This is a genomic window from Streptomyces sp. R35 (assembly GCF_041053035.1).
Lineage (GTDB): Bacteria > Actinomycetota > Actinomycetes > Streptomycetales > Streptomycetaceae > Streptomyces > Streptomyces lutosisoli.
The window spans coordinates 10804673-10830677 of sequence record NZ_CP163440.1 but is presented as its reverse complement, the minus strand read 5'-3'; the positions used below and the strand labels follow the sequence as shown (position 1 = coordinate 10830677).

Genomic DNA, 26005 nt, shown 5'->3' with positions numbered 1-26005 from the left:
GGGCATGGACTTGTCCGCTGAAGATCTCCTGGAGCCGGAGATCTACGGCGTCTCGCGGGTGGTGAACGTGTGCCTCCCCGAGGCCACGACGTAGGTGGCACGGTCGCCCTGCACACCCTGGAACACCGCGCCGTCTCCGGCCACTTGGGCTGCGTGTCCGTCGCTGGGAACCCGGACCTCTGCCGTGGTGTCGGGCGGGATCTCGACGTCGAGCCGGAACTTGCCGTCCTCACGGGTCCACCGCGTGGACACCAGCCCGTGCGGGGTGCGGTAGCTGCCCTCGACATGGGTGAGTCCGCCGACCGGACGAGGGTCGATCACCAGCTCGCGATAGCCGGCCTTGCCTCGCGGCTGACGGATGCCGGCCAGGCCGCTGTGGAACCACTCCTCGATCTGGAGCAGGATCATGTGGTTCTTGGAGTTGCCCATGTCCCACTGCTCGGGAACGGTCGTCAGGCCGTCGGGATTGGCTGTCGTGGGCGCCATCAGGTAGCCGTAGCTGGGACGGGTGTCCTCCTGGAGGACGTCCCAGAGGATGTCGTCGCGGCCGCCCTCGTGCAGAGCCCTGACGATCGGCGCGAGGCCTATGGTGCCGCCGCTGAGATGCGGTCCGCCGCCGAACGGCTGGTGGGCGCGGACGAGTTCGACCAGTGCGTCGAGCACCTTCCCGCGTTCGCCGTCCGGTACGAGTCCCTCGTCCAGCGCGAGCGCCTGCGCGGCCTGGGTCGCCCCGGTACTGCCCAGCTCGCCTTCGGCGGTGTAGCGGCCAAGGCTTGCGTTGTAGAAGGCGTCGTTGAAGGCGTCCTTGATGTTGGAAGCCAGGTTGCGGTACTCGGAGGCGTCGGCATCGCGGCCGATGAGTGCCGCCATCCGGGCCATGCGGTCGGCGATCTGGTAGTAGCCCCAGGTTCCCGTGATGCGGCCCGAGGTGTTCTCGCTGGCGATCCAGTCGGCCAGCGCGGCGTTCACGATGTAGGCGTCCGCGCCTGTGCCGACCTTCCTGGTCCTGATGTAGTTCAGGAAGGCCTGCATCTGCGGGTAGTAGCGGCTCATCGTCTGCGTGTCGCCGTACGTCTCGTACGCCAGCCACGGCACCAGGACGATGCCGTCACCCCAGTTGATCTCGTCGCCGAACCGGCCGGTGTACCCCCAGTCGTAGACCGGGGCCTTGAGCGCCACGTTGCCGATGTTGTCGCCGGCCCTGGACTGGCCCTCCGCCAAGTGCCGTTGCATGGTGCGCAGGTAGGCCGAGTATCCGAAGGTGCGGTGCAGGGAGCCGAAGGGCTGTACGTAGTCGGCGGGGTAGGGGAGCTTCTCGCGACCAGGACAGTCCGTGAAGGTGGACATGGTGTTGCTCATGATCGAGTAACGGGACATGCGGTGAATCCGGTTGATCCGGTCGTCGGAGGTCCGCACGGAGCCGGCGTCCGGAACGTCCGCGTGGATCTGCAGGCCGGTGACCGTGTCCAGGGTCGGTACGTAGCCCTCGGGCAGGCCGGTCACCTGGAGCCACTGCATGCCGAAGTAGTGGAACTGCGGGTGCCAGCTCTCGCCGTGCTCGTCGCCGTACGTCGTGTAGGCGGCGAACACGTTGGTACCGCGGGCTGCACCGCCGCCCATGATGGACGCCTGGTTGACGGTGCCGTCGGCGTTGAGCGACTCGGCGGGATACAGCTTGACCGTGGTTCCGGCCGGGAGCGGGCCGTCGAGCCTGAGCAGCGGCCAGCCGGCGAAGTTCTGCCCGAAGTCGAAGACCCACACGCCGGGTTGGGGCTGTGTGACGCCGACCGGGCGGAGCCTGTCGGCGACCTTGACCGGTTCGGCCACGCGCCAGACCAGTTCGGTGGTCAGGTTGGGCGGTGGGGCGATTCCGGCGTCGGTCCAGCCCATGGCCGTGCCGCCGCGCCGCTTCGCCGACGCGCCGAGGTCCGCGCCGGGGGCGGTCCAGGCGGGCTGCTCGCGGCGGGCGTCGTAGTCGGAGCCGGAGTACCAGTTGGCCGTGGTGGTCGGGCCGAGGGCCGTCTTCCACGAGCCGTCGCTGACGACGGTCTGGACCGTCCCGTCGGCCTTGGTGAGTTCCAGGCGGGCGATCAGACGTGGCGTGACGGCGGCGCCCGCGCTCGGGTCGGTGCTCGCAAGGGAGTTGCCGGAGGCGGTGACGGTGGCCCCGCTCTCGTGCCCTGAGGTGAGACCGGGCTGGAAGCTGATTTCGGTGCTGCCGATCGCGGTGATGGTGCGCGACTCCAGGCGTGCGCCGCCGTCGCCGGTGTCGATGTTGACGGTGCCGCCGACGTGGTAGTTGGCCACACTGCTCACGTTGATGGTGGTGGCGCCTTGGGCGGCGGGCGCGAGAAGGGTGCCGCTGCCCTTGAACTGGCTCTGCCACCAGCTGTACGGGGCGGTGCGGCCGGTGGTGGGATTCGTGATGGAGCGGGTCACCAACGCCGTGCCGTGGCCCAGTTCGACGCCCAGGGTGTTGTCGCCATGGCGGATGAGGCCAGTGACGTCGTAGACCCGGTACTCGGTGGAGAGTTGGTAATTGGAATAGCCCGGGGCGAGCACCTCGCTGGTGACGGGCCTGTCGTTCAGCCGGGCCACGTGCAGTCCGACGCCGGAGAGGTACAGCCTCGCTCTGACGACCTTTCCCGCTGTCCGGAAGGCGCGGGCGAACACGGGCAGCGGCTGGTCGACGGTGCGGCCCGGGTACTCGATCCACCGGGCTTCGCCCCAGTCGGAGCGCTTGAGAAGCCCCGTCTCCCATGCGGCGCAGCGGCTCCACGGTGTCGCCGTGCCGTCGGTGCTCCACACACGAACCCGCCAGACGACCCGGTCGCGCGAGGCCGGCGCGGGACCGCGCCACGCGACGTCGGTCTGGGCCGAGGAGCTGACCTTGCCGCTGTCCCACAGCAGTGGGCCCGTGTCGAGATCCTCTTCGGAGCGCGCCGCGTGCACCTGGTAGGCGGACTGTGTCCATCCCGCGCCGACGCCCGTCACCCGCCAGCTCAGTCGCGGGGCGGGGTCGTCGACGCCGAGCGGAGCGTCCTCGCGGCCGTCGACGGCGAGACCGGTGACCCTCGTCCCCCGACCGTCACCCTCCTCGTCGGCGTAGGCGGCCTGCGCGGGGAGCCAAGGGACCGCGGGCAGGGCCAGCCCGGCCGCAGTGACGGCCATGGTGCCGACCACTTGTCTACGGCTCAGGGGTCCGTTGGGGATAGTAGGCATGCCAAACCTCCGATGGTGCGATGCAGCTTCTGGTTGCTTTGTCGGAAAGGGATTCCGCGGGATACGGCACGTGACCATTTGAACGTTTCAATCACGCGCCGGAAGACGCCGTCGGCCACCGCGGGCGGCCGACGGCGCGATGGTCAGCTCCCGGCCGCGTAGTCGGCGTCCATGTCCTTGAGAAGCTTGTCGGGCGTGGACTGACCGCTGAAGATCTCCTGGAGCCCGCTGAGCATGGTCTGCTGGACCTTCGCATTGGGCCACAGCTGGTCCATGAACGGCACCGTGCGGTCCGCCTTGATGAAGGTGGAGAGTTCCGTCAGGGACGGGTCGACCGCGAAGCCCGTGTCCGGGAGTGAGGGAAGACCACCCTGCTTCTTGACGAACAGGTTCATGCCCTCGGGCGACATCACGAAGTTCACGAACTTGAGGGCCAGGTCCTTGTTCTTGGCCTTCGCGTTGACTCCGTAGCCGGCGCCCGCCGCAGCCGGTATGAGGGTCTCGGACGGGCCGTCGGTCGCCGGCAACGCCTTGAAGGTGAACGTGCCCTTCGGGTTCTTCCCCTTCAGGAGGGCGATCACCCAGTTGCCCTGGACGATGCCGAGCGTCTTGCCGGTGGCGGCGAGACCTTGGCTGGCTTCGTAGTTGGTGCCCAGCGGGTTCTTCTGGAAGCAGCCGGTCCTCTCCATCGTCCGGTACTTGTCCAGGGCGGTGGTCCACGGGGACTTCGCGAAGGTGGCCTGCCCGGCCTGCATCTTCTTGTCGAAGTCGCGGTCGGGGCCGTAGACGGTCGTGGCGACCAGCGCGTACTGGACGAGCTGGGTCACCCAGTTGTCCTGGTTCCCCAGCGCGAAGGCGGGGGTCCCCTTGGCCTTCGCGGCCCGGCAGAAGGCCAGCAGCTTCGTCCAGGTGTCCGGCGGAGTGAGCCCGGCCTTCGCCATGGCCTGCTGGTTGTAGACCGCGCCGATGCCGTTCTGCCCGAAGACCGCGTTGTAGGTCTTCCCCTTGTACTGGGCGACGCTCTTCATGGCGTCCGGCAGCTTGGCGGCCCACGGCTGATCCGAGAGATCGCGCAAGTAGCCCGGTTTGGCCAGTACGTAGGTGGCAGCCGGGTTGCCGTTGCCCGGCCAGACCGACATCACGTCGGGTGCGGTGCCCGAGGACAACTGGGTCCGGATCTGCTGCTGGTACTGGTCGGCGCCGCTGGTGGTGTAGCGGACCTTGACGCCAGGGTTGGCCTTCTCGAACGCCTTGACGACGTCCGCGATCGAGCCCTGGTCCACGGAAGCCAAGGTCAAGGTCTTGGAACCACCACCGCCAGAGCCTGCCGTGGTGCCGCCACTACAGGCGGCCAGCACGGCGCCGGCCGTCAACGCGGCGATCAGGACCGGCAGTTTACGTGTCTTCATTTTGTCCCCCTCGGGGAAGATCCACCGGACATCGGTGACGGGTGGGCGTCGCGTCTCATCCGCGCAGCCCTCCCGCGAAGCCGTTGATGATGCTGCGCTGCAGCGCGAAGTAGACGAGCAGGACGGGCAGGATGCTGATCACCAGCGCGGCGAAGATGAGGTTCCAGTCGGTGACGTACTGACCGACGAAGCCGGCGATCGCGACGGGCATGGTCTGCTGAGCGCTGCCGCTGAGGTACAGCAGCGGGGTGAAGAAGTCGTTCCAGACGGCGACGGCGTTGAGCACCAGGGCCGTCACCGTGACCGGTTTGAGCATCGGCAGGACCACGTACCTGAAGCCCTGCAGATATGTGCAGCCGTCGATCAGGGCCGCGTCCTCGAAGTCGCGGGGCAGTGCGCGCAGGAAGCCGACGTAGAGGAAGACGGTGAACGGCACCTGCAGACCGGAGTAGAAGAGGATCAACGCCCACGGGGTACCGAGCAGCCCCATGTCGCGCATGGTCTGGTACAGCGGCAGCGAGGCGAGCTGGAAGGGCAGTACGAGGCCCAGGAGGAAGGTCAGGTACGTACCCCGGGACCAGCGGGCCGTGACTCGGGCCAGCGGGTACGCCGCCAGCGACGAGACGGCCAGCACGATGACGACGCTGCAGACCGTCACCATCACGCTGTTGGCCAACGCCCCGCCCAGCGCGCCCTGCTGCCAGGCCTGCGTGAAGTTGTGCAGGGTCGGCGAGGTGGTCGGGCTGATCGGCGACGACGTGTCCGACGCCGGCCGCAGGGCCAGGTTGACCAGGACGTACACCGGGAAGCCCACGACCAGGGCGATGGCGATCATCGCCAGTTCCAGGGCGAGGGTGCGTCGCCGGTATCGGTTCACGACGCGGCCCTCTCGTTGCGGGACAGTACGAGGTACTGGCTCGTGGAGGCGACAGCGACGATGATCGTGAGGACCACCGCGAGGGCGATGCTGTAGCCGAACTCGCCGAGCGTGAAGGCGTCCTTGTAGATCAGCGTCGACAGGGTGTCGGTGGCGTGCCCCGGGCCGCCGCCCGTCAACGCGTAGACCTGGTCGAAGAGTTTGATCCCGCCGATGATCGACAGCATCAGATTGATGGTGAGGGCCGGGCCCAGCAGCGGCCTGGTGACCGACCAGAAGCGCCGTACGGGGCCGGCCCCGTCGATGGCCGCAGCCTCATGGACCTCCTTGGGCACCGACTGGAGCCCGGCCAGGAAGATGACCATCGAGTAGCCCGCGAACTGCCAGACGATCACTCCGACCACCGCCCACAGAGCGAGTCGCGGACTGCCCAGCCAGTCCTGCCGCAAGCCGTCGAGACCGACCGCGCCCAGCAGGCTGTTGACCGCGCCGTCGGGGCCCAGCAGGTTGCGCCAGAGGTAAGCGGTGACGATCGGGGTGATCACGGCCGGAGCGAACAGAAGGACCCTGAGCACGTTTCGGGACTTGATGGCCGAGTTGACCCCGAGGGCCAGCAGCAGCCCCAGCGCGTTCTGGACGACCGTGATCGAGACCGCGATCAGCAGCGTGTGCCCGATCGCCTGCGTCGCGTCGGGATCGCGGAGCATGTCGGAGAAGTTGGCCAGGCCCACGAAGGAGAAGTGGGGATCCAGGCCGTCCCAGTCGGTGAAGGCGTAGTAGACACCGCGCACGCTCGGCACCAGGACGACGAAGGCGAACAGCAGCAGGGCGGGCAGTGCGAACCACCAGGGCGGGGCGGGGCGCGCCCTCCGGACGCGTGGAACCGGTTCCGCGTCCGGAGGCCGGTCGTGGTCCGGAAGTTGCTCGTTCGGGGCGAGGGTCACCGACGCACCTCCTGTGTTGAAACGTTTCAAATCGATTGCCGGGCCGAGGCTGCGGTCAGCGGTACGTAGGGAGAAGCGACTGTCTCTTCTTCGTCGCGGATGATTGGTCCGACGCCGGGTCAGTTGGCCGTAGCGCCTGTGGGTAACGTTGCCCACAAGGTGTGGCCAGACCTTAGAGAGCCTCCCGCGTGACGTCAAGATGCCGCGCACGCTGCGCGCTTGTTACGAGAGAGACACCAAGCAGCCGCGCCGAGGGACTTACTGGGGCGAAGATCCTCTCCGTACACTCGGCGGCAACGTTTCCCAAAGGGAAAGGAACCGGATGAAGCCGCCGGCACCGCGTCGCCGCGTCACCATCGTCGATGTCGCACGCCACGCCCAGGTGTCCACGACCGCGGTGTCCAAGGTGCTGCGCAACGCGTACGGGGCCAGCCCCGAGATGCGGGCGAAGGTGCGCCGCGCGATCGACGAGCTCGGCTACCGGCCGCACGCGGGCGCCAGAGGCCTGCGCGGGCAGACCTACACCATCGGCGTGATGCTGCCCGACATCCGCAACCCCTTCTTCCCCGAGGTCCTCGACGGCATCACCCATGCGTTGGAGGACACGGAGTACCAAGTGCTCCTGGGACCCGGCTGCAACGGCGAGAAGGCGGAGGCCCGAGTCACCGAGGCGATGATCGACCGCGGGATGGACGGCCTGATCCTGGTCGCACCCGTGTCCTCGCGCACCCACCTCGAACACGTGGCATCCGCCGTACCGACCGTCGTCGTGGGCCGGCACGGGTCCTCTCCCGGGTACGACACGGTGGTGAACGACGACATCGAAGGTGCCTCCTTGATCGTCGGCCACCTCGCCGGTCTCGGGCATCGGCGGATCGCCCACATCGAGCACCACGAAACCGACCCGACGCGCCTCGCCGAGATGCCCAACGCCCGGCGCGCCGACGGATACAGGCAGGCCATGCGCGCCCACGGCCTGGCGGAGTGGATCGACGTCGTCTCCACCAGCTACACCCAGGAAGGCGGCTATCGGGGCGCCAAGGAACTGCTGGAACGCCCTCAGCGTCCGACAGCCGTATTCGCCGGAGCGGACGTCGTGGCGATGGGTGCGCTGGAGGCAGTCGCCGAAGCGGGGCTTTCCGTCCCCGACGACGTCTCGGTGGCCGGCTATGACAACACCACGTTCGCCGCGTTCGGCCTGATCTCGCTGACCAGCGTCGACCAGGCAGGGCACGAGATCGGCAGAAACGCCGCCCGTCTCGTCCTGGAACGGATCGCCGACCGGCACACCCCCTCGGTCCAGGTGAGCCTGGCCCCCACGCTGGTGCCGCGTCGGACCACGGCCCGGCCACCGGAGTAGGCCGCTCGACACCCCCGCCTCCCAGGCCCAGTGCCCTCCCCCACCGCCTCCCGATCCACCGGCCGAGACGAGGAGACGAGGACGCTCGACGAGCCGTACAGGGCCGCCCTCGCGGAAGGCGGGAAGCTCGTCGTCCACGCCGGCGGTGACACCCCGACCCAGCGGGACGGCACCAAGGCAGCCTTCAAGGTGGGTTCGTATGCGCCGCGCACTTCGCTCGACCTGGTCGACATGGTCGTCCCGGAGCGGTACTCGGCGAGCGACAACAGAGCCACAGCCGTCCGGAGCCCGCCCGCAGAGAGCTTCCCGACCTCACCCCGCAGCTCCGGGCGGCCCATATCCGCTGTCATCCCCGCAGCCCCAGGCATGATCGGTACGGTGATACCCGGGGCAACGAAAGAGGCGGCGAGGCTGTGAGCGAGCACGCGGGGATCAAGACCGCGAAGGAGGCTGCGGACCACGAGCTGATCCTCGCCTTCGGGCGGCTGCAAGGGGCCGCCAACCGGCTGGAGTACATCCTCGGGCGGGCGCTCGAGGAGGAGTGCGGGATCAGCCATCTGATGTTCGAGGTACTGCTGATCCTCGGGCGGGCGGGCGTGCCGGGCCTTTCCATGCGAGCCATCGCCCAGGAACAGGTCCTGACCACGGGCGGCGCCACCAGACTGGTGGACCGCATGGAGGCGGCGGGGCTCGTGGTGCGGACGGAAGCCCCCGACGACCGGCGCGCGAAGCTGGTGCGGCTCACTCCGCTGGGCGAGGAGACGACAGTCCGCGCTTCGCAGGCCCATGTGGAGAACCTCAAGCGATACTTCCAGGAGCCGCTCCCCTCCGAGGACCGCGAGCGGTTCGCGGAGGACCTGCGCATCCTCAGCCACACGGCTCGGGACGTGTTGCCCCGACTGCCCTGACCTGCGCCGAGGGCTCAGCACCGGTTTCACGAGATCGGCCGCACAGGTGTGGTGTGGTTCACAAGCAGAGGGAAATATCTGACACGTCAGTTACTGTTTCATCAGGTAATTCGCCTGCATCCGGTGGGCGTCACACCCCTGTCGAGGTCGTCGATGAAGCTGGTCTACGTTTTCGATGCCTACTGCGGTTGGTCGCACGGCTTCTCCGGAACGTTGCGCGAGGTCGTCTCCCGCCACCCCGAACTGCCGGTGAACGTCGTCTCCGGCGGCCTCTTCACCGGAGAACGCCGGGTGCCGATGACGAGGTTCGGCCACATCCAGGAGGCCAACGACGCGATCAGCCGGCTGACCGGTGCCCGTTTCGGAGAGAGCTACCGGCGGCTCGCCGTCGAAGGCTCGTTCGTGATGGACTCCGAGGCCGCCGCCCGCGGCGTCGCCGCCCTGCGACAGACCGCCCCCTCCCGCGCGGTGGAACTCGCCGTGGCACTGCAGCACGCCTTCTACGTCGACGGGCTCGACCTGTCCGCCTCGGCCACCTATCGGCAGGTCGCCAGGGAGGCAGGCCTGGACGCCGACGCCGTGGTGGCCGCGTTCGAAGCACCGCAGGCTCAGAAGGCGGCAGAGGCCGACTTCCGCCGCACCTCCGAGCTGGGCGTCACCTCCTTCCCCACCCTGATCGCCGTCGACGGCTCACGCACCGTCGCCCTTGCCCGCGGCCACGCCACCGCCGACGAGGTGGACCACCGCCTCGCTGCCGTCGGCGTCGACCACACGTCCTGACTCTCTCTCCCCCCGTAGTCCACCCTCCCAGGAGCACTCATGAGCACGCTCTCCTTCAAGGTCCTCGACCTCGACTTCCCTGCCGGTATCAAGAACAAGACCGCCACCCTCGTCACCGGTGAGAGCGAGGCGCTGCTCGTCGACGCCGGTTTCACCCGGGCCGACGGCCACCGGCTGGCCGCCGAGGTACTCGACTCCGGCAAGACGCTGACCACGGTCCTCATCAGCCACGGTGACCCCGACTTCTACTTCGGCGCCGAAGTCCTCGCCAACGCCTTCCCCGACGCCAGGTTCCTCGCCACCGAGCACGTCATCGAGCACATCCAGCACTCGTACGAGGACAAGCTCAAGGCATGGGAGGCGCTCGGGGCGAACCTGCCCACCCGCCTGGTCGACCTCGAGCCGCTGACCGGCGACATCACCTTCGAGGGCCACCGCTTCGAACTTCGGGGCGGGGGCGAGGAGTTGCCCGACCGCCACTACCTGTGGCAGGCCGAGCACCGCGCGATCGTAGGCGGCGTTCTGCTGTTCCAGAAGGAGCATGTCTGGGTCGCCGACACCGCCAAGGCCGAACAGCGCGCCGCCTGGATCGACCTGCTGGACGAGATGGCCGCTCTCGACCCACAGCTGGTCGTCCCCGGCCACCGCCTCCCGGACACCCCGGCCGACGCCTCCGCCATCACGGCGACGCGGGACTACCTGACCGCCTTCGAAGAGGAACTCGGCAAGGCCACCGACGGAACCGCGCTGACCGAGGCACTGGTCCGCCGCTACCCCGACCACGGCATGCTGATCGCCGCACAGATCGGTGCGAAGGTCGCCAAGGGCGAAATGACCTGGGGCTGACGACCATGACCGCACCGAGCACCGACTTCGCACACTCCGACGCCCCGGCCGACGTCGTCCGCCGGCAGTACCTGGCCTCGGCGGCAGGCGACCTGGAGGCCCTGCGCGCCACGTTGGCCCCCGACGTGGAGTGGACCGAGATGGCCGGCTTTCCCCTGGCCGGTACGTACCGCACCCCCGCGGGTGTCACCTCCAACGTCATGGAGAAGCTCGCGCAGGACTGGGACGAGTGGACCGCGCACGACGACACATACGTGGTCGACGGCGAGAACGTCGTCGTCCTCGCCCGCTACACCGCCGCCAACAAGGCGACCGGAAAGCGACTCGCCGTCCGCGTCGCCCACCACTTCGCCGTGCGCGGAGGAAGGATCGTCCGCTTCGAGCAGTTCGTGGATACCGCACTCGTCCGTGAGGCCATGACGAACTGAGCGCGGCTCTGGCGGCGGAGCCCTTGAAGGCCGTGACCGCGGTTTGGTTGTTGTGCTGCTCCGGCTGGGTTGGGGCGGTAGACAGGTGGGATGACTCGGGGTGATCTCACGGACGACGAGAAGGTCGCCGCCGAGCATCCCACCATCCGCGAGACCTTGGTCGACGGCGGCTACCGCCAGCACTCGTCGAACACGCCGCCACCCTCGGCTTCGACGTGCCCATCGTCCGCCGCAACCCCACCACCAGGGGGTTCACCGTCCTGCCACGTCGCTGGACCATAGAACGCACCCTGGGCCGGCCGGGAGCTCCTCCAGCGGCTGCACTTGGCGGCGGCTTCCTCCTTCGATCGGACCGATCGGACCGATCGGGCCGTCGGGCCCCGCTGCTCACCGCCGAGTGGCGTGCCGGTGGAAATTCCCTACCGTGGTGGCCGGGAAGGGCGCAGACTCGTCTCGTGGCTGACATGGGGTCGTTCCGGGAGGCGGTCATCGCGTGGGCGGCCGGTGGCCCCGGTGACCCCGCGCACGAGCTGGCCGCGCGGCTGTCCGTCCGGGCAGCTGTCCTGCTCGAAGGGCCGAGCGACGTCGCAGCGGTCAGCGCGCTGGCCGCGAGCCGCGGCCGGAACCTGGCGGACGAAGGAGTCTGCGTCCTGCCGATGGGCGGTGCGATGAGCGTCGGACGCTTCGCCCGCCTCCTCGGGCCACCCGGCCTGGGCCTCCGCCTCACCGGGCTGTGCGACGAGGCGGAGCATCGCTACTACGCCCGCGCCTTGGAGCAGGCAGGTGCAGCACAGCAAGGGTTCTTCGTCTGCGCGGCGGATCTGGAGGACGAACTCATTCGCGCACTGGGCGTGACACGGGTGGAGGAGCTCGTCCGGGCAGAGGGCGATCTGCGCGCCCTGCAGACCTTCCTGCGCCAGCCCGCGCAGCAGGGCCGCACCTCGCAGCAGCAGTTGCGGCGCTTCCTCGGCACGAAGAAGGGGCGCAAGATCCGCTACGGCCGCGTTCTCGTCGAGGCCCTCCACCCCGACCGCGTACCCGCCCCACTCGACGGCTTGCTCACCAGCCTCTGACCGCTGGGCGACGTCAACCTCGGCAGAAGACCTCGGGCGAGCGCGGGGATCTTCTTGAACACGCGGGGCAGCCGGGAGGCGTGTGAGGCGGCGTACAGGTCGTCCCGATTGGATAGCCGGCTGGAGCAGATGAAGGTGCAGGCAATGCCTGCGGAACACCACCGATGCCGGCGACCTCCGACCACGGCCAGAACCCGCCCGTGATCCGACCTGCACCATGGGGCAGCGGCGGAGAGCCAGTGCGGCCCTCCGGCAGTGGCGTGGCCGGCGCGAAGCCCCTGCGCCCGCAAGGCGAGGCGGCAGCACTCCAGTTCGCATCCGCCAGCTGATTCCCTCCGAAACGGCCCACATGGCCCCCTGCCCGACGGAACCGGCGCGGCGGACCGGGCAGGCCGGTTCGGAGGGCAGCGGGACGCCGCTCCCGTCGAGCTGCGCCGCCGTGCGGTGCGGATGGCCGGTGAGGTGCGGCCCGAGTACGTCACCGAGTGGGCCGCGATGAAGGCGGTCGCTGTGAAAGTCGGGGTCGACCGTTTGCTCGCGTGCGGTCGTGCGGAGCGCGAGGTGGACGGAGAGTGTGTGGCCGACACCGGCGTCGCTGACGGCGCTCAGCAATTTCGGCCGTGGCCGCAGTTTCGTGAACGATCTTGGAGCGCGAGGTCGAACCGATGCTGTGGACTCACTGCAGAGCCGCGCGGGCCAGCCCACTGAGGTCGAGCAGCCCGTGAAGGCGCTCGGTGGACACGCTCGGGTTGGCTGCCGCCCCTTCTGCCGTCTCGGGGCTCTCCAGAAGTGTCCGGGTCAGATCGGGAGGCAGGAGGGGGTTGGCGGCGGCGGCGCGGCGTACACGTGCCTCGGGGTCGGTGAGCAGGTGGATGGGCGGCTGGGCCAGTGTGGTGTCGGCGGCGGCCAGTGCGCGCACGTCGGGATCCTCGTGGTCGAGGAAGCGTTGCAGTCCGGTGCGGGGCAGACGAGGCAGCGTCAGCAGATACGGGCGCCGGCGGGGAGCGGTGAGGAAGGCGTCGAGGACGATGTCGGGCGGCGCGAGCGGGTGGTTGTAGGCGAGCAGATGCCGCACATGCGGGTCGGGGTCGCCGGCCAGGCGCTTCACCAGTTCCTCCGGGAGGCTGGGCCAGGTTGCGGCGACTCGGCGGAGCAGGGGATGCACGGAGACGGCGCACGCTTCGTACCAGCTCGTGTCCGGCTCTGCGAGCATCTCGGCGACCGGCCCGATCTCCTCGGCAGTGCGGCCGACTATCCCGTCAATGGCACCGCGTTGCGCCCAGGTGCGCGGCAGCGGCTGCAGCAGTGCCCGCGTGCGCACCGCGCCGTGGGGATCAGCGGCCAGTTCCGCGAGCAGTGAAGGATCGAGGTCGGCCCTGCTGGCTACGCGTGCGCGCACGCTGGGATCGGGATGGCGCGCAAGACGCGCGACGGCGTCGGCGGGTGTGTGACGGTTGCGCGCCAGACTCAGCAGGTCGCGTCCGGCGGCGAGGCACGCCTCGACCACAGCGCGGGAGACGGCGTATTCGCCGAGCAGGAGACCCCGGTGGTGGCAGTCAGGTTCAGGCAGCTCGGCCTCCATGCTTGCGGCATCCAGGACCCGGCTTTTCAGTCGCGCGGCGTCGCGCACTCCGGGGTCGGGGTCGGCCAGCAGGGCATCGCGTTGACCGGGGGTGAGCCAGAGCCACAACCTGGCCGCGCGGACCCGCAGTTCGGGGTTCGCGTGATCCGCCATCTTGCGCTGGAAGGAAGGCGGTATCTGCCCTGAGAACTCCAGTTCCTGTCTGATCTCGTCCGCGGTGAGGATCCGGTCGTGACCGATGTCGCCCTGCGCGGTCAGCAGGGTTTCCAGGACATCTTCGGGAAGCGCTTCAACCCTGCCCAGCCGCGGGTAGGGGCCTGAGGCGAGAGCACCGCGCACGCGAGGGTCGGGGTCGTTGACCAGCCGACCGCGCTGCACGGGACCAACATGGTGATTGCGGGCGAGTCCTCGGCGGACGGCCCGCTCCGGATGTGCGATCACCGCGTCGACGACGTCCGCGGGAAGATCGCGCTCCTCGCAAAGGACCTTCCAGGCTGCGCACGCAGCCGGATCCAACAGGCGTAGCAGGACCTCGGACGGCGCGGCTGGGTTGGCCGCGACGCCCCGCAACCACAGTTCCGCAAAGGGGGAGGGCATCGGGACATCGTGCCAGCGATCACCGGACCAAGTCGACACTCCCAGCGGCCGCCGCCGACCTCCGGAAACTCATGGGAGCGCATGGCAGGCCTGGCGACCGTCAGGTCGCCAGGCCCTGGTGACCGGTGACGTCAACCGGTGAGCCGGCCGGTCACTGGCTTCTCCGCAGTGAGACGACGTCGGGATGAGAGGGGACGGCCGGTCGGGCGGCTTCCAGGGTGGCCGGCAACCCGGAGTGCAGCGTGGGCGGCCGGCCCGCTACTGGCTCAGTTCAAGGGAAATGTGCGGGGCCAACGCGCGGAGGAAGTCGGGCGCGTCGAAGATCTCGCCGGCGGAGGCGACACCGACCGTCCTGGTCCGTCCCGTGAGGATGCGCTCAACTGCTTCCACCGCGAGCGGTGCGGTGACGGCGTAGATGTCCCGGCCCCTCGCCACTGCGCGCCGTTCAGTACCGCCGGAGCGCACGACGACGTCGACGAGGAAGGTCTGCTCGGACCGCCCACGCTCGTCGACCGCACTCGGCGCCGGTGTGTCCGGGGCCGACAGGTCCTTGGCCGCCTCGACGGTCATGTAGCTGCGCACCTCGGGGACGGCGAGGTGGCTGGGCACGGTGACCACGTCAGCCATCGAGAACTCCCCGATGACGGCCCGCGGGCCCATCGGGTCGGGGAACGGCCACGTGAGGGCCGGCGGGGCGTCCTGGACGTACTCCAACTGCCCCTTCGTATAACGGATGCGCCGACCACCCCGCCGCTCCCGGGAGACCGCGCCTGCCTCGCGCGTCCCGGCGGTGGGGTGCCAACTGCTGAGCCCGTACGCGACATGCACCTCGTCGGCCGCCGTCCAGTCGCCCATCGCCGCGGTGGCCAACAGGTCACCGAGGCCGCCGTAGAAGGCCATCGCGGGGACGACCACCGCTCCCGCGGCGCGAGCTCGGTCCGCAAAGAGCGCGAACGTGTCGACGTTGGCCTCTATCTCGGCTGCCACATCCACATACGGGATTCCGGCGCGCAGTGCCGCCTCGATCACGGGAGCGGCGGTCGTGGCGAAGGGCCCAGCACAGTTGATCACAGCCGCCGCGCCGGCCAATGCGTCGTCGAGTGAAGCCGGATCGTCGACCGACGCCGGGCGGACGTCCAAACCGGGCTCGGATGCCGCGAGTTCCTTCAGCTTGTCGGCGTCCCGGCCGGAAAGAACCGGGACGAACCCGCGCTCCCGCAGCTGCGCCACCACGAAACGTCCGGTGTGCCCGTACGCGCCGAACACCGCCACTGCCTGCCCCGACCCCATGAGTTCTCCTCCGTGCTCAAATGATCCGCCGCGATCCGTCACGGACATCCTGGCAAGGGCGAGCATCCCACACTAGTGTCCGGAACGACATGACCCATACAATTCCGGACATGGACACAGTCGCGCTGGCCGTCACCGACGGCATGCTGCACTTTGAACTGGCCCTGGCCTACGAGGTCTTCGGCCCCGCCCCGGCCGCCGTGACGGGCCCCTGGTACGACATCGCCCTCTGCGGGCCGGACCCCGTACGGGTCGGCCGCTTCCGGCTGGAGCCCGACCACGGCCTCGACCAGCTCTCGCGCGCCGACACCGTGATCGTCCCGGGCTGGGCCGACGTCGACCAGGACCCACCCGCCGACCTGGTCGACGCGGTGCGCGCGGCCCACGATGCCGGCGCACGCGTGGCCTCCCTCTGCACCGGCGCGTTCGTACTGGCCGCCGCCGGCCTGCTGGACGGGAAACGCGCGACCACGCACTGGGCGCACACCCAAGTCCTCGCCGCCCGCTACCCCCAGGTGACGGTGGACCCGGACGTCCTCTACGTGGACAACGGCAGCGTGCTCACCTCCGCAGGCAAAGCCGCCGCCATGGACCTGTGCCTGCACCTGGTCCGTCTCGACCACGGCTCGTCGATCGCCAACACCCTTGCCCGCCGCCTGGTCGTGCCGCCGCACCGGGACGGCGGCCAAGCCCAGTTCGTCACCACCCCGGTGCCCGCCCCGGACAACCACCCGCTCGCCGAACTGTTCCCGTGGGTGATCGAACGGCTGGACCGTCCGCTGACCGTGGAGGACCTGGCCCGCCAGGCGCGGATGAGCTCGCGTCACCTGGGCCGCCACTTCAGATCGGTGACCGGCACCACCCCACTGCAATGGCTGCTGACCCAGCGGATCCGCCACGCCCAGGAGTTGCTGGAGACCACCGACGACAGCGTCGACACCATCGCGGCGGCCACCGGCATGGGCACCGCCACGACGTTGCGCCGGCACTTCAACCGCACAGTCGGCGTGCCGCCGGACAGCTACCGCCGCACCTTCCGCTTGCGGACCCGCCCGGCCTGAACGACAGCGGGCAACCCCGTCCGTTCCCCTGGGCCATGAGCAGCAGCACTGCGGCGGCACGCTCCGCCGCTACCGGTTCGGCGCCGAGGCCGCGGGCGCGGGCGGCAGCCGCCCCAGAGGACCTCTCAAAGGTCGCGTACCGCGCGTCCCATCCTCGTCAGTGCTTCACGCAGGACGGCCGGTGTCGTCGCGAAGTTGAGGCGTACGCATCCCTCGCCGCCGGAGCCGAAGACATGCCCGGAGCTGAGGGCGACCCTGGCTTCGTCGAGGAACAACCTCGCGGGTCCGGACAGTTCGCTCACCACGCCGGGGCCACCTGTGCCGTAGTCGCTGTGCAGTCCCAGCCAGGTGCAGTCCAGCCAGGCCAGATAGGTTCCCTGGGGCCGGTGATACCGCACGTCAGGGAGGTGTTCTTCGAGCAACTGCCCCAGCAGACGCCGGTTGGCGTCGAGCCCGAGCAGTAGTGCGTCGAGCCAGTCCCCGCCCTCGCGGAACGCCGTGGTGTGAGCGATGACCCCGAGGTGGCTGGGGCCGTGGCTGACTTCTTCCGGCAGGAGCCGGAGTTCGTCGGCGGCTTCGCGGCCCGCGATGGCCAGGGCGGCCTTCAGGCCGGCGAGGTTCCACGCCTTGGACGCGGAGGTCAGCGCGAACGCGTTCTCGGCCCCGGGAACGCTGAGGAAGGGGGTGAAGGTGGCCCCCGGCAGCACCAGCGGGGCGTGGATCTCGTCGGACACCACCCGCACGCCGTGCTTGCGGGCGAGGGCCGCGATGGCCTCCAGTTCCTGTCGGGTGTGGACGACGCCGGTCGGGTTGTGCGGGTTGCTCATCAGGAACGCGGCGCGGCGGCCCTGACATCGGGCCCGCACGAAGGCGTCCTCCAGAGCGTCCAGGTCGACGCGTAGGTCCGGACCGAGGCGTGCCTCGATGACCTCGCGGGCATCGTGGGCGACGAACGCGTAGAAGGGCGGGTACACCGGGGAGCACACGACCACCGCGTCACCGGGACCGGTGATCAGCCGGAGCACTTCGACGATGCCCATCATCACGTCGGGCACGATCGCCGTGTGCTCGACGCGCAGCCCGTCCCACTTCCAACGCTCCACAGCGAACGCGGCGAGGGCCTCGGCGTAGCCGCTCCCGTACGCGTATCCGGTGTCGCCGAGGTCGGTCGCGGTGCGCAATGCCTCGGCAATGGGCGGAGCCAGCGGCACATCCATCTCCGCCACCCAGAGCGGAAGTACGTCCTCGGGGTGGGCGCGCCACTTCATGCTGGTGCGCTGTCGCAACTGTTCCAGAGACAGTTGGACGAGAGGATCCGTCCGGCCGACTTCGGCGACATCGGGGGCCGCTCTCTTCGTGGCGTCTGCCATTCCGCGCTCCAATCCCCGGGCCCGCCGGGTCTGTAGGTGGGTCACTGCGACTCTGGTCAGCATCCCGGCGGCGCCGACTGCCGCACAGAAGACGTCCGGGGTCGCACCGCTGCCCCGTGCCTGCTCCAGAGCCTCCTACGTCCCTACCCCCCTACCCCAGGCCCGCATGGCGGATGACGGCGTCGGACCGCAGAAGATCGGGTGTCGGCGCCTTCTGTCAGCTGGCTAGAAGTGGCCGGCGCGCATGTGCTGCGTGAGGTTCTCGAGGATCTCGCGCAGCCACGGGCTGCGGACGGCCGGCAGTCGGACCAGGGTGTGCTGGAACGCTCCCGAGTCAGCCCGGAAGCGGTGACGCGGGCGCGGCGCGGGCAGGTCGTCGCGGAGGACGCCGTCGGGCATGCCGCCCGACGCGGGGACGGTCAGGTACGGCTCGGGGAGGACCAACCACAGCCACACCCCGAACGGCAGTGGCACCGAGTATGCCGAGGCGGCCGGGTTGGCCGGGGTCCAGGTCTCCCCCGTCTGCGGATGGTCCGGCACGAGGAGGATGTCGGCGTCCGCGTCGTGGGCGGGCCGTCCCGGTCCGGCCAGAACGGCGCGCCGCGCCGGCGGACCCGCGGGCAGCAGGGCGTCGAGGGCGCGTTGGAACACTTCCTCGATCAGGCCGCCCGGGACGGTCACCGGCCGGCCTTCCGAAGCCGCCAGCAGGTGGGCGAGCGCCCGGCCGACCGCCGCCTCCCATTGCGGACTCCACGACCACCAGCGGTTCGACCCCACCCGCGATCCCCACGTGGCGATCGGCTCGAACGGTGGCGTGCCCTTCCCCCCTGCCATCAACTCCGCCCAGGAAAGCGGTGCGGCGTCGGTGTCGTCGACGGGGCGGCGACGCACGGCGTTTGGGGCAAGCCACACCGCCTGCCAGAGCGAACAGTCGTCGATCCTGCTCGCCACGGGCAGGCCGCACGCCTCGCAGGCCATGTTGGGGCCGTCGGCCCCGTCGAGGCCACAGCAGTAACCGCCGCCCTTCTCCGGGATCAGCAGGGTGCCGCGTGTATCTCCGGGTGCGATGACGATCGCACCGGGCGCGCCGTCGGACAGGGCGTGGACCGGTGCGTAGATGCCGCGAGCCGCCGCCTCGTCCGGGTCGATCTCCTCCCATGTCCGCCACGGCGGCCCCCAGGGCTCCGGGTCCACGGCGAACGTGCCCGACTCCATGAGCACCGGGAGCTGAATCCCGTTCCCATACTTCTGATGGGCGTGGACCGGCAGGGCGACCTGGGACAGCGGGGCGGTCAGCCTGGCGCCGCACCCCGCACACACGAAAACGAACAAATGTCCTCCACTGGGGAAACAGGGGCATCGTCGCAGCTCGGCGGCGGCCGGCCAACGTGTTTTCCGTCCGCTGCGGGGCTGGAGCGCCGCCACGGCGTGGAGCGTGATGACCGCCGTGGACACCGAGATACTCGTAGACGTCTGGCAGCGGCTTCTCACCGACCCTCGCAAGTCGTGGGTCCTGTTCGAGCAGTCGGAGATCGCTGTCGGGCTGTTCGGACGTTCCAAGCGCCATCGGGACGGCACCGAACTTCACGTCGTCCACGTTGAGGACAAGCGAGGCTCAGCAGACCGAGCGTGAGTGTCTGCGCACAGCACAAGCACCGGGGCGACCCGGTTCGAGACGCCGTTCGACGCCCCGGGTCAAGAACAAGCGCAGGTCGGTGCCGGGCAAGGACGCCGTCGCCTCGCCGTCGCTGTCAGTGGCTGTCAGTACCGTTGGCCGCTGGTGAGCAGACGGGCAAGTGTGGGGCGGTAGTGAAAGATTTCGCGGGCGAGTTCGAGACTCATCTCACGGTGGTGGGCACCTCCATGGCCGGTGATGAGGGCCGCATACGCCGCTGGGCGGAGCGCCACCGTGTGAAGTACACGCGGATCGTGCTCGACCGGGGCGCGACCCCTGACCAGCCGATGCTGACGGTGCGCGGCCACGGTGTCCTGTCGGCACAGCGGGAGGCCGCGCTGACATGGATCGAGCGGCTGGGTGCCGAGGGGTTCGGCGTCGCCCGTGTGAAGATCGAGGCAGCACCGTGGAACGAGGACGTGCCGCGGACGGCCGCCGAGGCCCAGGAACTCCCTCCCGGCTGCTACTTCGAGCACCACGTCAAGCTCGCCCTCCCCGACGAGACCGAGATGACGGCGGTGCGCGCACTCGCCGAGCGGCACACCGCCCATGTGTCGCGCAACGCCCGCCGCGGTCTGGGCGGGCGCGGTCACGAACGCTTCGTCACCCAGCGCTGCCGTGGCGTCGGCCGCACCGAGGCCCGCCGCCGTCTCGACGCCCTCCTCGATGCCCTCGCGGCGGCGGGATTCAAGGCCGTCGAGGTCGAGGAAGAGTTCGTCGTGCACGACGACCACCTGGCCCTGGACAGCGGGTGGATCGACGAGAAGACGGACGTCCGGTGAACTGGTCCGTGGACGGCGAACGATGGCGCATCGCGCACCGGGCTGTGCTCGATCATCTGCTCGGCCTCGTCGTCGGGTCCCCGTTGGGTGACGCCCTGGTGCTGCGGGGCAGCATGGTGATGCCGGCGTGGGTGGGGGCAGACGCGCGGGAGCCGGCGGACCTCGACTGGATCATTCCCCGGCCCCTACTGGTCCCGGTCGATCCCGAGCACCCGTATCCGTACGTGGAGGACGTGGAGGTCGTACAGCAGTGGCCGGAGGCGGCCGACGGCGCCGACCGGTACGAGATCTGGAAGTTCGAGGAGTTCGACGCCGGGGGCCTTCGGCCCGTGGTACCGCCGGAAGGGCTGCGCTGGATCATCGAAGCGGAGCCGGAGGACTGCCCGCCACATGAAGCTTTGCTCGGCCTTGTGCGTGAGCGGCCGGTGGCCGCGCCGGGGGTGGTGCTCGACGCGGACGCCGCCAGGAACGACGGCACCTGGACCTACTCGGAGTACGACACCCCGGGCATACGCCTGATCGTCCCCTGGGAAGCGGAAGGCCTCCCGCCCGGCGAGGCGCGGCTGGACTTCGCCCGCGACGAGTGGCTCCCCGAGCCCCCCGTCCTGACGGCGATACCCCGTGGTGACGGCACCGGGCCGACCGTCGTACGCACCGCGGGCCGCGAACTGTCGCTCGCGTGGAAGCTGCTGTGGCTGCACGCCGATTGCGCCACGGAGGGCCGGGCGCAGGCCAAGGACCTCTACGACGCCGTACTCCTCGCGGAGGCGGAAGCCACGAAGCTCTCCCCACGGCTGCTGCGCAAGGTGTTCCGCCACGAGCCGGGCAACACGGCGGCCGCAGACGCCCTGCGCCTGGACTCGGTGGCGCTGTGGTCCGTGGACTGGGAGGACTTCCGGGCGGACCACCCACAGGTGCGGGGTACGGCCGAGGAGTGGCTGGAGCGCCTGAGCCGGGCGCTGGAACCGGTGTTGGGGCGGTAGAGACCATGGAACGGCTGTTGGCGCTGAGCGGTTGATCTCGCCGCTAGGGGGTGTCCGGCGGACAGTCGCTAGGGCCGGAGCACGATCTTGCCGTGGGCGTGCCCCCGTTCCAGTTCGTGGAACGCGTCTCGCACCCGCTCCAGCGGGTAGGTACGGGCGATCGGCACCTCCAGCTCCCCGCGCGCGGCAAGCCGGGCCAGCTCGCCGAGCACGACCGCGCACGCCGCCGCGCCCTCTCCGTAGGTGCGGGCACCGACCCTGGCCGCGGCCTGCCAATCGCGGATCGTGTTGATCCGCTCGGGCCGCACGCCCAACTCCACTGCCAGCTCCACGTAGCCGTCGCCGAACGTGTCGATGAACGCGTCGACGTTCCCGCCGGAAGCCTGCCGGATCCGTTCGGCCACGCCCTCGCCGTACTCGACCGGGACGACACCGCGATCCTTCAACCAGGCGTGGTTCCGCTCGCTCGCCAGCCCGATCACCGTGGCGCCGCGCCGCCGCGCGAGCTGCACGGCAAGGGACCCGACGCCGCCCGCCGCACCGGACACGACGACCGTGTCGGCCGGTCCGGGGTCCACCGCGAACACGGTGGCGTATGCGGTCGTGCCGGCCACGTACAACGACCCGGCCACGTCCCAGGACAGCCCTTCCGGACGCGAGGTCAGCTGTACGTCGTCGGCCACGACGAACTCCGCATGGCTCGCCCTGCTGTGAGTGAAGCCCAGGACTTCATCGCCCACCGCGAAGCCGCGTACCTCCGGGCCGGCCTCCACCACGACGCCGGCCAGATCGCTGCCCTGCCCGGAGGGGAACGTCGCCGGCCAGCGTCCGTGCCGCGCGCCCTTTCGGATCATTGCCTCGCCGGGCTGGATCCCGGCCGCGCGGACCTCGACCAGCACCTGTCCGGGGCCGGGCGTCGGCCGTTCCACCTCCTCCACCCGCAGCACATCGATCCCGCCGTACTCGTGGAACCGCACCGCCTGCATCGCGTGATCACCGCTCTTCCTCGTTCGGACAAGCCTTGGACGGCCACGCCCCGAATGGCCACACATCGAACGTGGCATCGCAGTCAACGGCTCAGGAACAGAGCTTTCTTCCCAGGATCAACGGTCCGAGGATGCGGAAACGAACGGTGGTGTCACAACCGGTGCGGACTGCGGCCGTGCTCGGGGTTGCTCCGGTGTCGTAAGGCGGCTCGTCGCGAGGGTGGAGCCGAGGCCCCTTGCGCGTTGTGGTCGTGTCCCTTCAGCAACCCCCTTCACAGGAAGCTCACATGTCATGCGAGGATGCGGCTCCCGGTAGCGAGTACCGGCGTAGAGGGGAACATCATTGAGATCAAGGAAACTGAGCCGTAAGCGGCGACGCGCGACCATAGTCGCGGCGGCGGCAGCCTCGGTTGTCGCCGGCGCGGCGCTGCTGCCCAACTGGACTGCGGGGGCGGCGAGTGTCGCCGGCGACGTCACGGTGGATCCGTCGACCAGGGCCACCTTCCAGCAGCTGGCGGACGCGGTCTTCACCGACCGTACGGACACGTTGGTGGACAACGGAAAGACCAGGCAGAACACGTCACTTGCGTCGCGGTTCTCGGGCGACGTGCGGCTGTCCTCCGCGCTGTCGCGCGAGGAGAACTCCGCGTTGTCGCAGCTACAGGGCCGCAGGTCCCGCCTGGCGTCGCTCGGCGAGAAGTACAGCTCGGCCAACACGAGCGTCGCGCTGGACCGTACGCGGGTGAAGGGCCGTCACGCCACAGTCGACGTCACCGAGACCACGACGCTGACGTACGAGAAGGCCCGGGGCAACGAGCCGAAGACCACCGGCTTCCAGGCGCACCACAAGCTGACGTTCAAGGCCGACCGCAAGGGCGACTGGCAGTTGACCGGGATCCGCGACACCGACGCCGGCGTCGCGGTCAATCAGGTCGCCGCCACCACGTTCGTCGCCGCGCCGAACACCGCTGACGACAACAACCCGCCCGCGGCGGCCCGTTCGGCCACCACATGGCCCGCGCAGGCCAAGCCGAAGAACTTCTCCGCCACCGGCTACGACTACAAGGCCATGGCGGCGTACGCGGCGAAGTACTGGAAGAACTACAACCCGGCCTACCCGGATTTCAACGGGCATGGTGCGGGCGGCGACTGCACGAACTTCGTCAGCCAGTCCCTGAAGGCGGGCGGCTGGAAGCATGTGCCCGGCTACACGTACGACTTCCACAAGTGGTTCGGCAACTCTGATATCCAGTCGGACTCGTTCGTCGGTGTCAACGAGTTCTCGTGGTTCGCCCTGTCCTCCAAGCGGGTCGCCGGCCTCGCCAACGTCTACCAGCTGGACGTGGGTGACGTGCTGCAAATGGACTTCAACAAGGACGGGTCCAAGGACCACACCATGATCGTCACCTACCGCAGTCCGCAGGGCGTGCCGTACGTGACGTACCACTCCACCAACACCTACAACAGGTCGGTGGCGAGCATCGTCGCGTCGTACCCGAACGCGGCGTACTACGCCTACCGCACCTGAGCGGTCTCCTTGTGGGGCGGGAACCGGCCCGACGGCAGGAACACACCGCAGGCACGGCACCCGTGAGAAAAAGCCAGCCCCGCCCCCGGTACACCGGGGGCGGGGCTGTGTGGAGCGCTGGGCAGGCCTTGCACCTGCATTTCCCCGCAGGAAGCGGGACGTCTTTCCTTGGACCACCAACGCCGGACTCACCGCCGCGTGTTCCGGCGGGAAGCTCAAGATCAATCATAGCGCAGCCGCCACCGGGCATGCAGCACGATCCTAGGCACAGGCACAGGCACGGGCCGCAGAGCGCAGGCACCGGACCGGGGCGCCGGGCAGCACGGGCCTGCACCGGCGGTCCGGGCGGACGTGACGCATCCTCAAAGAGCCGTCCCGGCATGCCCTGCCAGCGCCATCGGGCAGAGCATGCCGGCGGCCCAGCCCCAGCCCGGCCATAGCCGGGCTGGGGTGGCACAAGTCAGTCCCAGTGGATGTCGCTCAGGTCGGCCAGGGGTGCCCGGTCGGCTGCGACTTCGGGGACGAGTAGCTGGTCGCCCTTGTGGAGAGCGGCCGGGAAGCGGATGTGGGCGCGTTCCTCGATTTCGTCGAGGCCGACCTGGAAGACGCGGAACTCGTCGAGGTCCAGGGCTTCGAGCTGGTCAAGGTTCTGCGTGAGCAGGAACGCTTTGGTCTTCAGCTCGCCCTGCTCGACGAAGGTGATGACCTTCCAGAACTCCCGGGGAATCTTCACACCCCGGTAGGTGTGATCGTCGTCCTGGAAGACGGGCCCGCCGAAGACACTGACCCTGAGGTCGTCGACCTCGACGTCGGCGAAGACGGCGTCCTCCAACTGACCCCACAGTCCGTTCTTGGCGCTCTGGTTGAAGTCGTCCATCTGCGGGGTGATGTTGGGGTAGAAGAACGAGTCGGTGTTGGCCTTCTTGGCTTCCGGCAGGCTGCCCCACAGCAGATCGGCGCGGCGTGCGATGTGGCCGCGGTCGAGCCGGTTGCCCTCATACAGCTCGTTGCCCACCTGCGTGTCCGCGGCGAGCCGCGGGTCCTTGGTGAAAGGGATACCGGACCGGCTGAGCTTCTTGAGGCTGCCGCCGTCGATGTTCCACGCCACCCAGAACGGGAAACGCCGCTTCTTGCTGAGAGTCAGCGAGAAATGCGTGTAGGGGATGACCTCCTTGCCATCCAGCCGCACCGCGTCATTGCTGATGTCCGCGGTGAGCTGCGGGACGTCTATCTGCGCGCCGAGGAACTCCGCGTCGTAGCCCTGCAGCGGCTGCACCTCCTCGGCAGAGGGCGGCTGCAGGCTGATCTCGAGTTTCTCGAAGACCGAGCTGGCCAGGCAGGCCAGCGCGTGCTCGTCGGGATCGCCTGTGCTCTCCCCGCCGAAGTGAACCCCCGCGATGACCTTGCTCGGCTTGCCGTTCTGCTTGAACAGCCACACCGCGCCCGAGTCGCCGCCGCTGCTGATCTCGCCGTCCGTCGGCGGATGGTCGTCGTCGGGGCCTATCTCGAAACAGCCGATGGTCTTCTCGCCGACATCGCCCTCATAGTCGATCTTGACCAGGGTGTCGATACGGCGGACCACACCGTGGGTGACCCCGGTGGTCCGTCCGCTCTTGATCACCTTGTCGCCGAGATCCGGATCGCCCAACTCTTGTGGCGCCACACCGAGTTCGCAGATCTTCTGCTCGAAGGTCCGTCCCTCGTCGATGCTCGCGACCGCGCAGTCACCGGCCGGGCCCAGGTGAGACCTCTTCAGCGCGCCGAGGTGGTTGCGGTCGATCCGGTTGTCGTCGAAACGGCCGGGCTGCACGACCTCCTCGCCCAGCCTGCCGTCCGGGCCCTGCAGCACATGCCAGTTGCTCAGCACATACGGAGTGCCGTCGGCCCTGTCGAAGACAATGCAGCCGACCGTCCCGGCCGTGACCGTCACACCGCCCACGCTCGCCCCGGGAAACACCGGGTTCAGACGGGTCTTGCGCTCAGGCTTCTCAACCTCGGCCACCCTGCGGAAATGCGCCTTGTAACTGCGCTCGATGACATCGGTGGGCACCTGGACACCGTCCACCATGACGGTCTCGGGTATACGGGCCGTACCCAGCGCCTCCAGCGCCTCCGGCTCGGCCTTGCTCTTCACCGTGAACTGCAGCACGACCTGCTTGCCCCGCGTGCCATTCTTCACTTTGTGCCCGATGCCTACCGACGACACATTCGGATCCTTCAGCAGATCCGGCCCTCGCGAACGGATGTACTGCCGAAGCGAAGAAATCAGCTTGTCCTGCGCCAGAGCCGACTTCCCGGATGACG

The 26005-nt window shown here is 69.2% G+C and carries 21 protein-coding genes and 2 pseudogenes; 13 read left to right on the top strand and 10 right to left on the bottom strand.

What is annotated here, in order from left to right:
- Positions 1–42: 42 nt before the first annotated feature.
- From AB5J50_RS48765 to AB5J50_RS48750, 4 genes are all read right to left on the bottom strand, one after another.
- Positions 43–3222, bottom strand: a complete 3180-nt coding sequence (locus AB5J50_RS48765; RefSeq protein WP_369264951.1) for a family 78 glycoside hydrolase catalytic domain — start codon at positions 3220–3222, stop codon at positions 43–45.
- 143 nt (positions 3223–3365) lie between these two features.
- Positions 3366–4631 carry an ABC transporter substrate-binding protein gene (locus tag AB5J50_RS48760; RefSeq protein ID WP_369264950.1) on the bottom strand — a complete coding sequence of 422 codons (1266 nt, stop codon included), beginning with the start codon at positions 4629–4631 and terminating at the stop codon, positions 3366–3368.
- A gap of 55 nt (positions 4632–4686) precedes the next feature.
- Positions 4687–5508 carry a carbohydrate ABC transporter permease gene (locus AB5J50_RS48755; RefSeq protein ID WP_369264949.1) on the bottom strand — a complete coding sequence of 274 codons (822 nt, stop codon included), beginning with the start codon at positions 5506–5508 and terminating at the stop codon, positions 4687–4689.
- Positions 5505–6452 (bottom strand): carbohydrate ABC transporter permease, encoded by a 948-nt coding sequence (locus AB5J50_RS48750; protein WP_369264948.1) that lies wholly within the window; start codon positions 6450–6452, stop codon positions 5505–5507. The genes AB5J50_RS48755 and AB5J50_RS48750 overlap by 4 nt, the downstream gene beginning before the upstream one ends.
- 322 nt (positions 6453–6774) lie before the next feature.
- On the opposite strand from AB5J50_RS48750, the gene AB5J50_RS48745 reads away from it, so the two are divergent.
- The 8 genes and pseudogenes from AB5J50_RS48745 (at position 6775) to AB5J50_RS48710 (ending at position 11847) form a co-directional block, all read left to right on the top strand.
- A complete protein-coding gene (locus AB5J50_RS48745; protein WP_369264947.1) occupies positions 6775–7812 on the top strand; it encodes a LacI family DNA-binding transcriptional regulator in 1038 nt (345 codons plus the stop codon).
- 30 nt (positions 7813–7842) lie between these two features.
- Positions 7843–8001, top strand: a pseudogene (locus tag AB5J50_RS48740) (ABC transporter substrate-binding protein); the annotation flags it as partial.
- A 224-nt stretch (positions 8002–8225) separates the two neighbouring features.
- On the top strand, positions 8226–8720 hold the full coding sequence (locus AB5J50_RS48735; protein WP_369264946.1) for a MarR family winged helix-turn-helix transcriptional regulator: 495 nt from the start codon (positions 8226–8228) through the stop codon (positions 8718–8720).
- A gap of 153 nt (positions 8721–8873) precedes the next feature.
- Positions 8874–9500 (top strand): DsbA family protein, encoded by a 627-nt coding sequence (locus tag AB5J50_RS48730; protein ID WP_369265723.1) that lies wholly within the window; start codon positions 8874–8876, stop codon positions 9498–9500.
- 39 nt (positions 9501–9539) lie between these two features.
- Positions 9540–10346 (top strand): MBL fold metallo-hydrolase, encoded by an 807-nt coding sequence (locus tag AB5J50_RS48725; protein WP_369264945.1) that lies wholly within the window; start codon positions 9540–9542, stop codon positions 10344–10346.
- Positions 10347–10351: 5 nt separating this feature from the next.
- A complete protein-coding gene (locus AB5J50_RS48720) occupies positions 10352–10774 on the top strand; it encodes a nuclear transport factor 2 family protein (RefSeq protein WP_327434480.1) in 423 nt (140 codons plus the stop codon).
- 117 nt (positions 10775–10891) lie between these two features.
- A pseudogene (locus AB5J50_RS48715) lies at positions 10892–11067 on the top strand (IS5/IS1182 family transposase); the annotation flags it as partial.
- 162 nt (positions 11068–11229) lie between these two features.
- Positions 11230–11847, top strand: a complete 618-nt coding sequence (locus tag AB5J50_RS48710; RefSeq protein ID WP_369265722.1) for a TOPRIM nucleotidyl transferase/hydrolase domain-containing protein — start codon at positions 11230–11232, stop codon at positions 11845–11847.
- Between the two features lie 676 nt (positions 11848–12523).
- Here AB5J50_RS48710 and AB5J50_RS48705 read toward each other — a convergent pair.
- Together AB5J50_RS48705 and AB5J50_RS48700 are read right to left on the bottom strand one after the other, a co-directional pair.
- Positions 12524–14026 (bottom strand): hypothetical protein, encoded by a 1503-nt coding sequence (locus AB5J50_RS48705; protein ID WP_369264944.1) that lies wholly within the window; start codon positions 14024–14026, stop codon positions 12524–12526.
- A 258-nt stretch (positions 14027–14284) separates the two neighbouring features.
- Complete coding sequence (locus AB5J50_RS48700) at positions 14285–15316, bottom strand: trans-acting enoyl reductase family protein (protein WP_369264943.1); 1032 nt, start codon at positions 15314–15316, stop codon at positions 14285–14287.
- Positions 15317–15426: 110 nt separating this feature from the next.
- Here AB5J50_RS48700 and AB5J50_RS48695 point away from each other — a divergent pair, with 110 nt between their 5' ends.
- Positions 15427–16377, top strand: a complete 951-nt coding sequence (locus AB5J50_RS48695; protein WP_369264942.1) for a helix-turn-helix domain-containing protein — start codon at positions 15427–15429, stop codon at positions 16375–16377.
- Between the two features lie 125 nt (positions 16378–16502).
- On the opposite strand, the gene AB5J50_RS48690 is transcribed toward AB5J50_RS48695, so the two are convergent.
- Both AB5J50_RS48690 and AB5J50_RS48685 read right to left on the bottom strand, forming a co-directional pair.
- The gene (locus tag AB5J50_RS48690) at positions 16503–17747 is read right to left on the bottom strand and encodes a MalY/PatB family protein (RefSeq protein WP_369264941.1); all 1245 of its coding nucleotides are present in this window, start codon (positions 17745–17747) and stop codon (positions 16503–16505) included.
- A 225-nt stretch (positions 17748–17972) separates the two neighbouring features.
- On the bottom strand, positions 17973–19079 hold the full coding sequence (locus AB5J50_RS48685) for a hypothetical protein (protein ID WP_369264940.1): 1107 nt from the start codon (positions 19077–19079) through the stop codon (positions 17973–17975).
- 106 nt (positions 19080–19185) lie between these two features.
- Between AB5J50_RS48685 and AB5J50_RS48680 the strand changes: the two genes are divergently transcribed.
- The 3 genes from AB5J50_RS48680 (at position 19186) to AB5J50_RS48670 (ending at position 21187) form a co-directional block, all read left to right on the top strand.
- The gene (locus AB5J50_RS48680) at positions 19186–19380 is read left to right on the top strand and encodes a hypothetical protein (RefSeq protein ID WP_369264939.1); all 195 of its coding nucleotides are present in this window, start codon (positions 19186–19188) and stop codon (positions 19378–19380) included.
- Positions 19381–19556: 176 nt separating this feature from the next.
- Complete coding sequence (locus tag AB5J50_RS48675; protein WP_369264938.1) at positions 19557–20204, top strand: hypothetical protein; 648 nt, start codon at positions 19557–19559, stop codon at positions 20202–20204.
- Positions 20201–21187, top strand: a complete 987-nt coding sequence (locus AB5J50_RS48670) for a nucleotidyl transferase AbiEii/AbiGii toxin family protein (protein ID WP_369264937.1) — start codon at positions 20201–20203, stop codon at positions 21185–21187. Before AB5J50_RS48675 ends, AB5J50_RS48670 begins: the two co-directional genes overlap by 4 nt.
- A 68-nt stretch (positions 21188–21255) precedes the next feature.
- Here AB5J50_RS48670 and AB5J50_RS48665 read toward each other — a convergent pair whose 3' ends face one another.
- Positions 21256–22173, bottom strand: coding sequence for an NADP-dependent oxidoreductase (locus tag AB5J50_RS48665; RefSeq protein WP_369264936.1), 918 nt, complete (start codon positions 22171–22173; stop codon positions 21256–21258).
- A gap of 343 nt (positions 22174–22516) precedes the next feature.
- Here AB5J50_RS48665 and AB5J50_RS48660 point away from each other — a divergent pair, with 343 nt between their 5' ends.
- Positions 22517–23701: an amidase domain-containing protein gene (locus AB5J50_RS48660; RefSeq protein ID WP_369264935.1), complete on the top strand. Its 1185-nt coding sequence runs from the start codon at positions 22517–22519 to the stop codon at positions 23699–23701.
- A 460-nt stretch (positions 23702–24161) separates the two neighbouring features.
- Here the strand turns inward: AB5J50_RS48660 and AB5J50_RS48655 are convergent, their stop codons facing one another.
- Positions 24162–25880, bottom strand: coding sequence for a DNA/RNA non-specific endonuclease (locus AB5J50_RS48655; RefSeq protein ID WP_369264934.1), 1719 nt, complete (start codon positions 25878–25880; stop codon positions 24162–24164).
- Positions 25881–26005 lie beyond the last annotated feature (125 nt).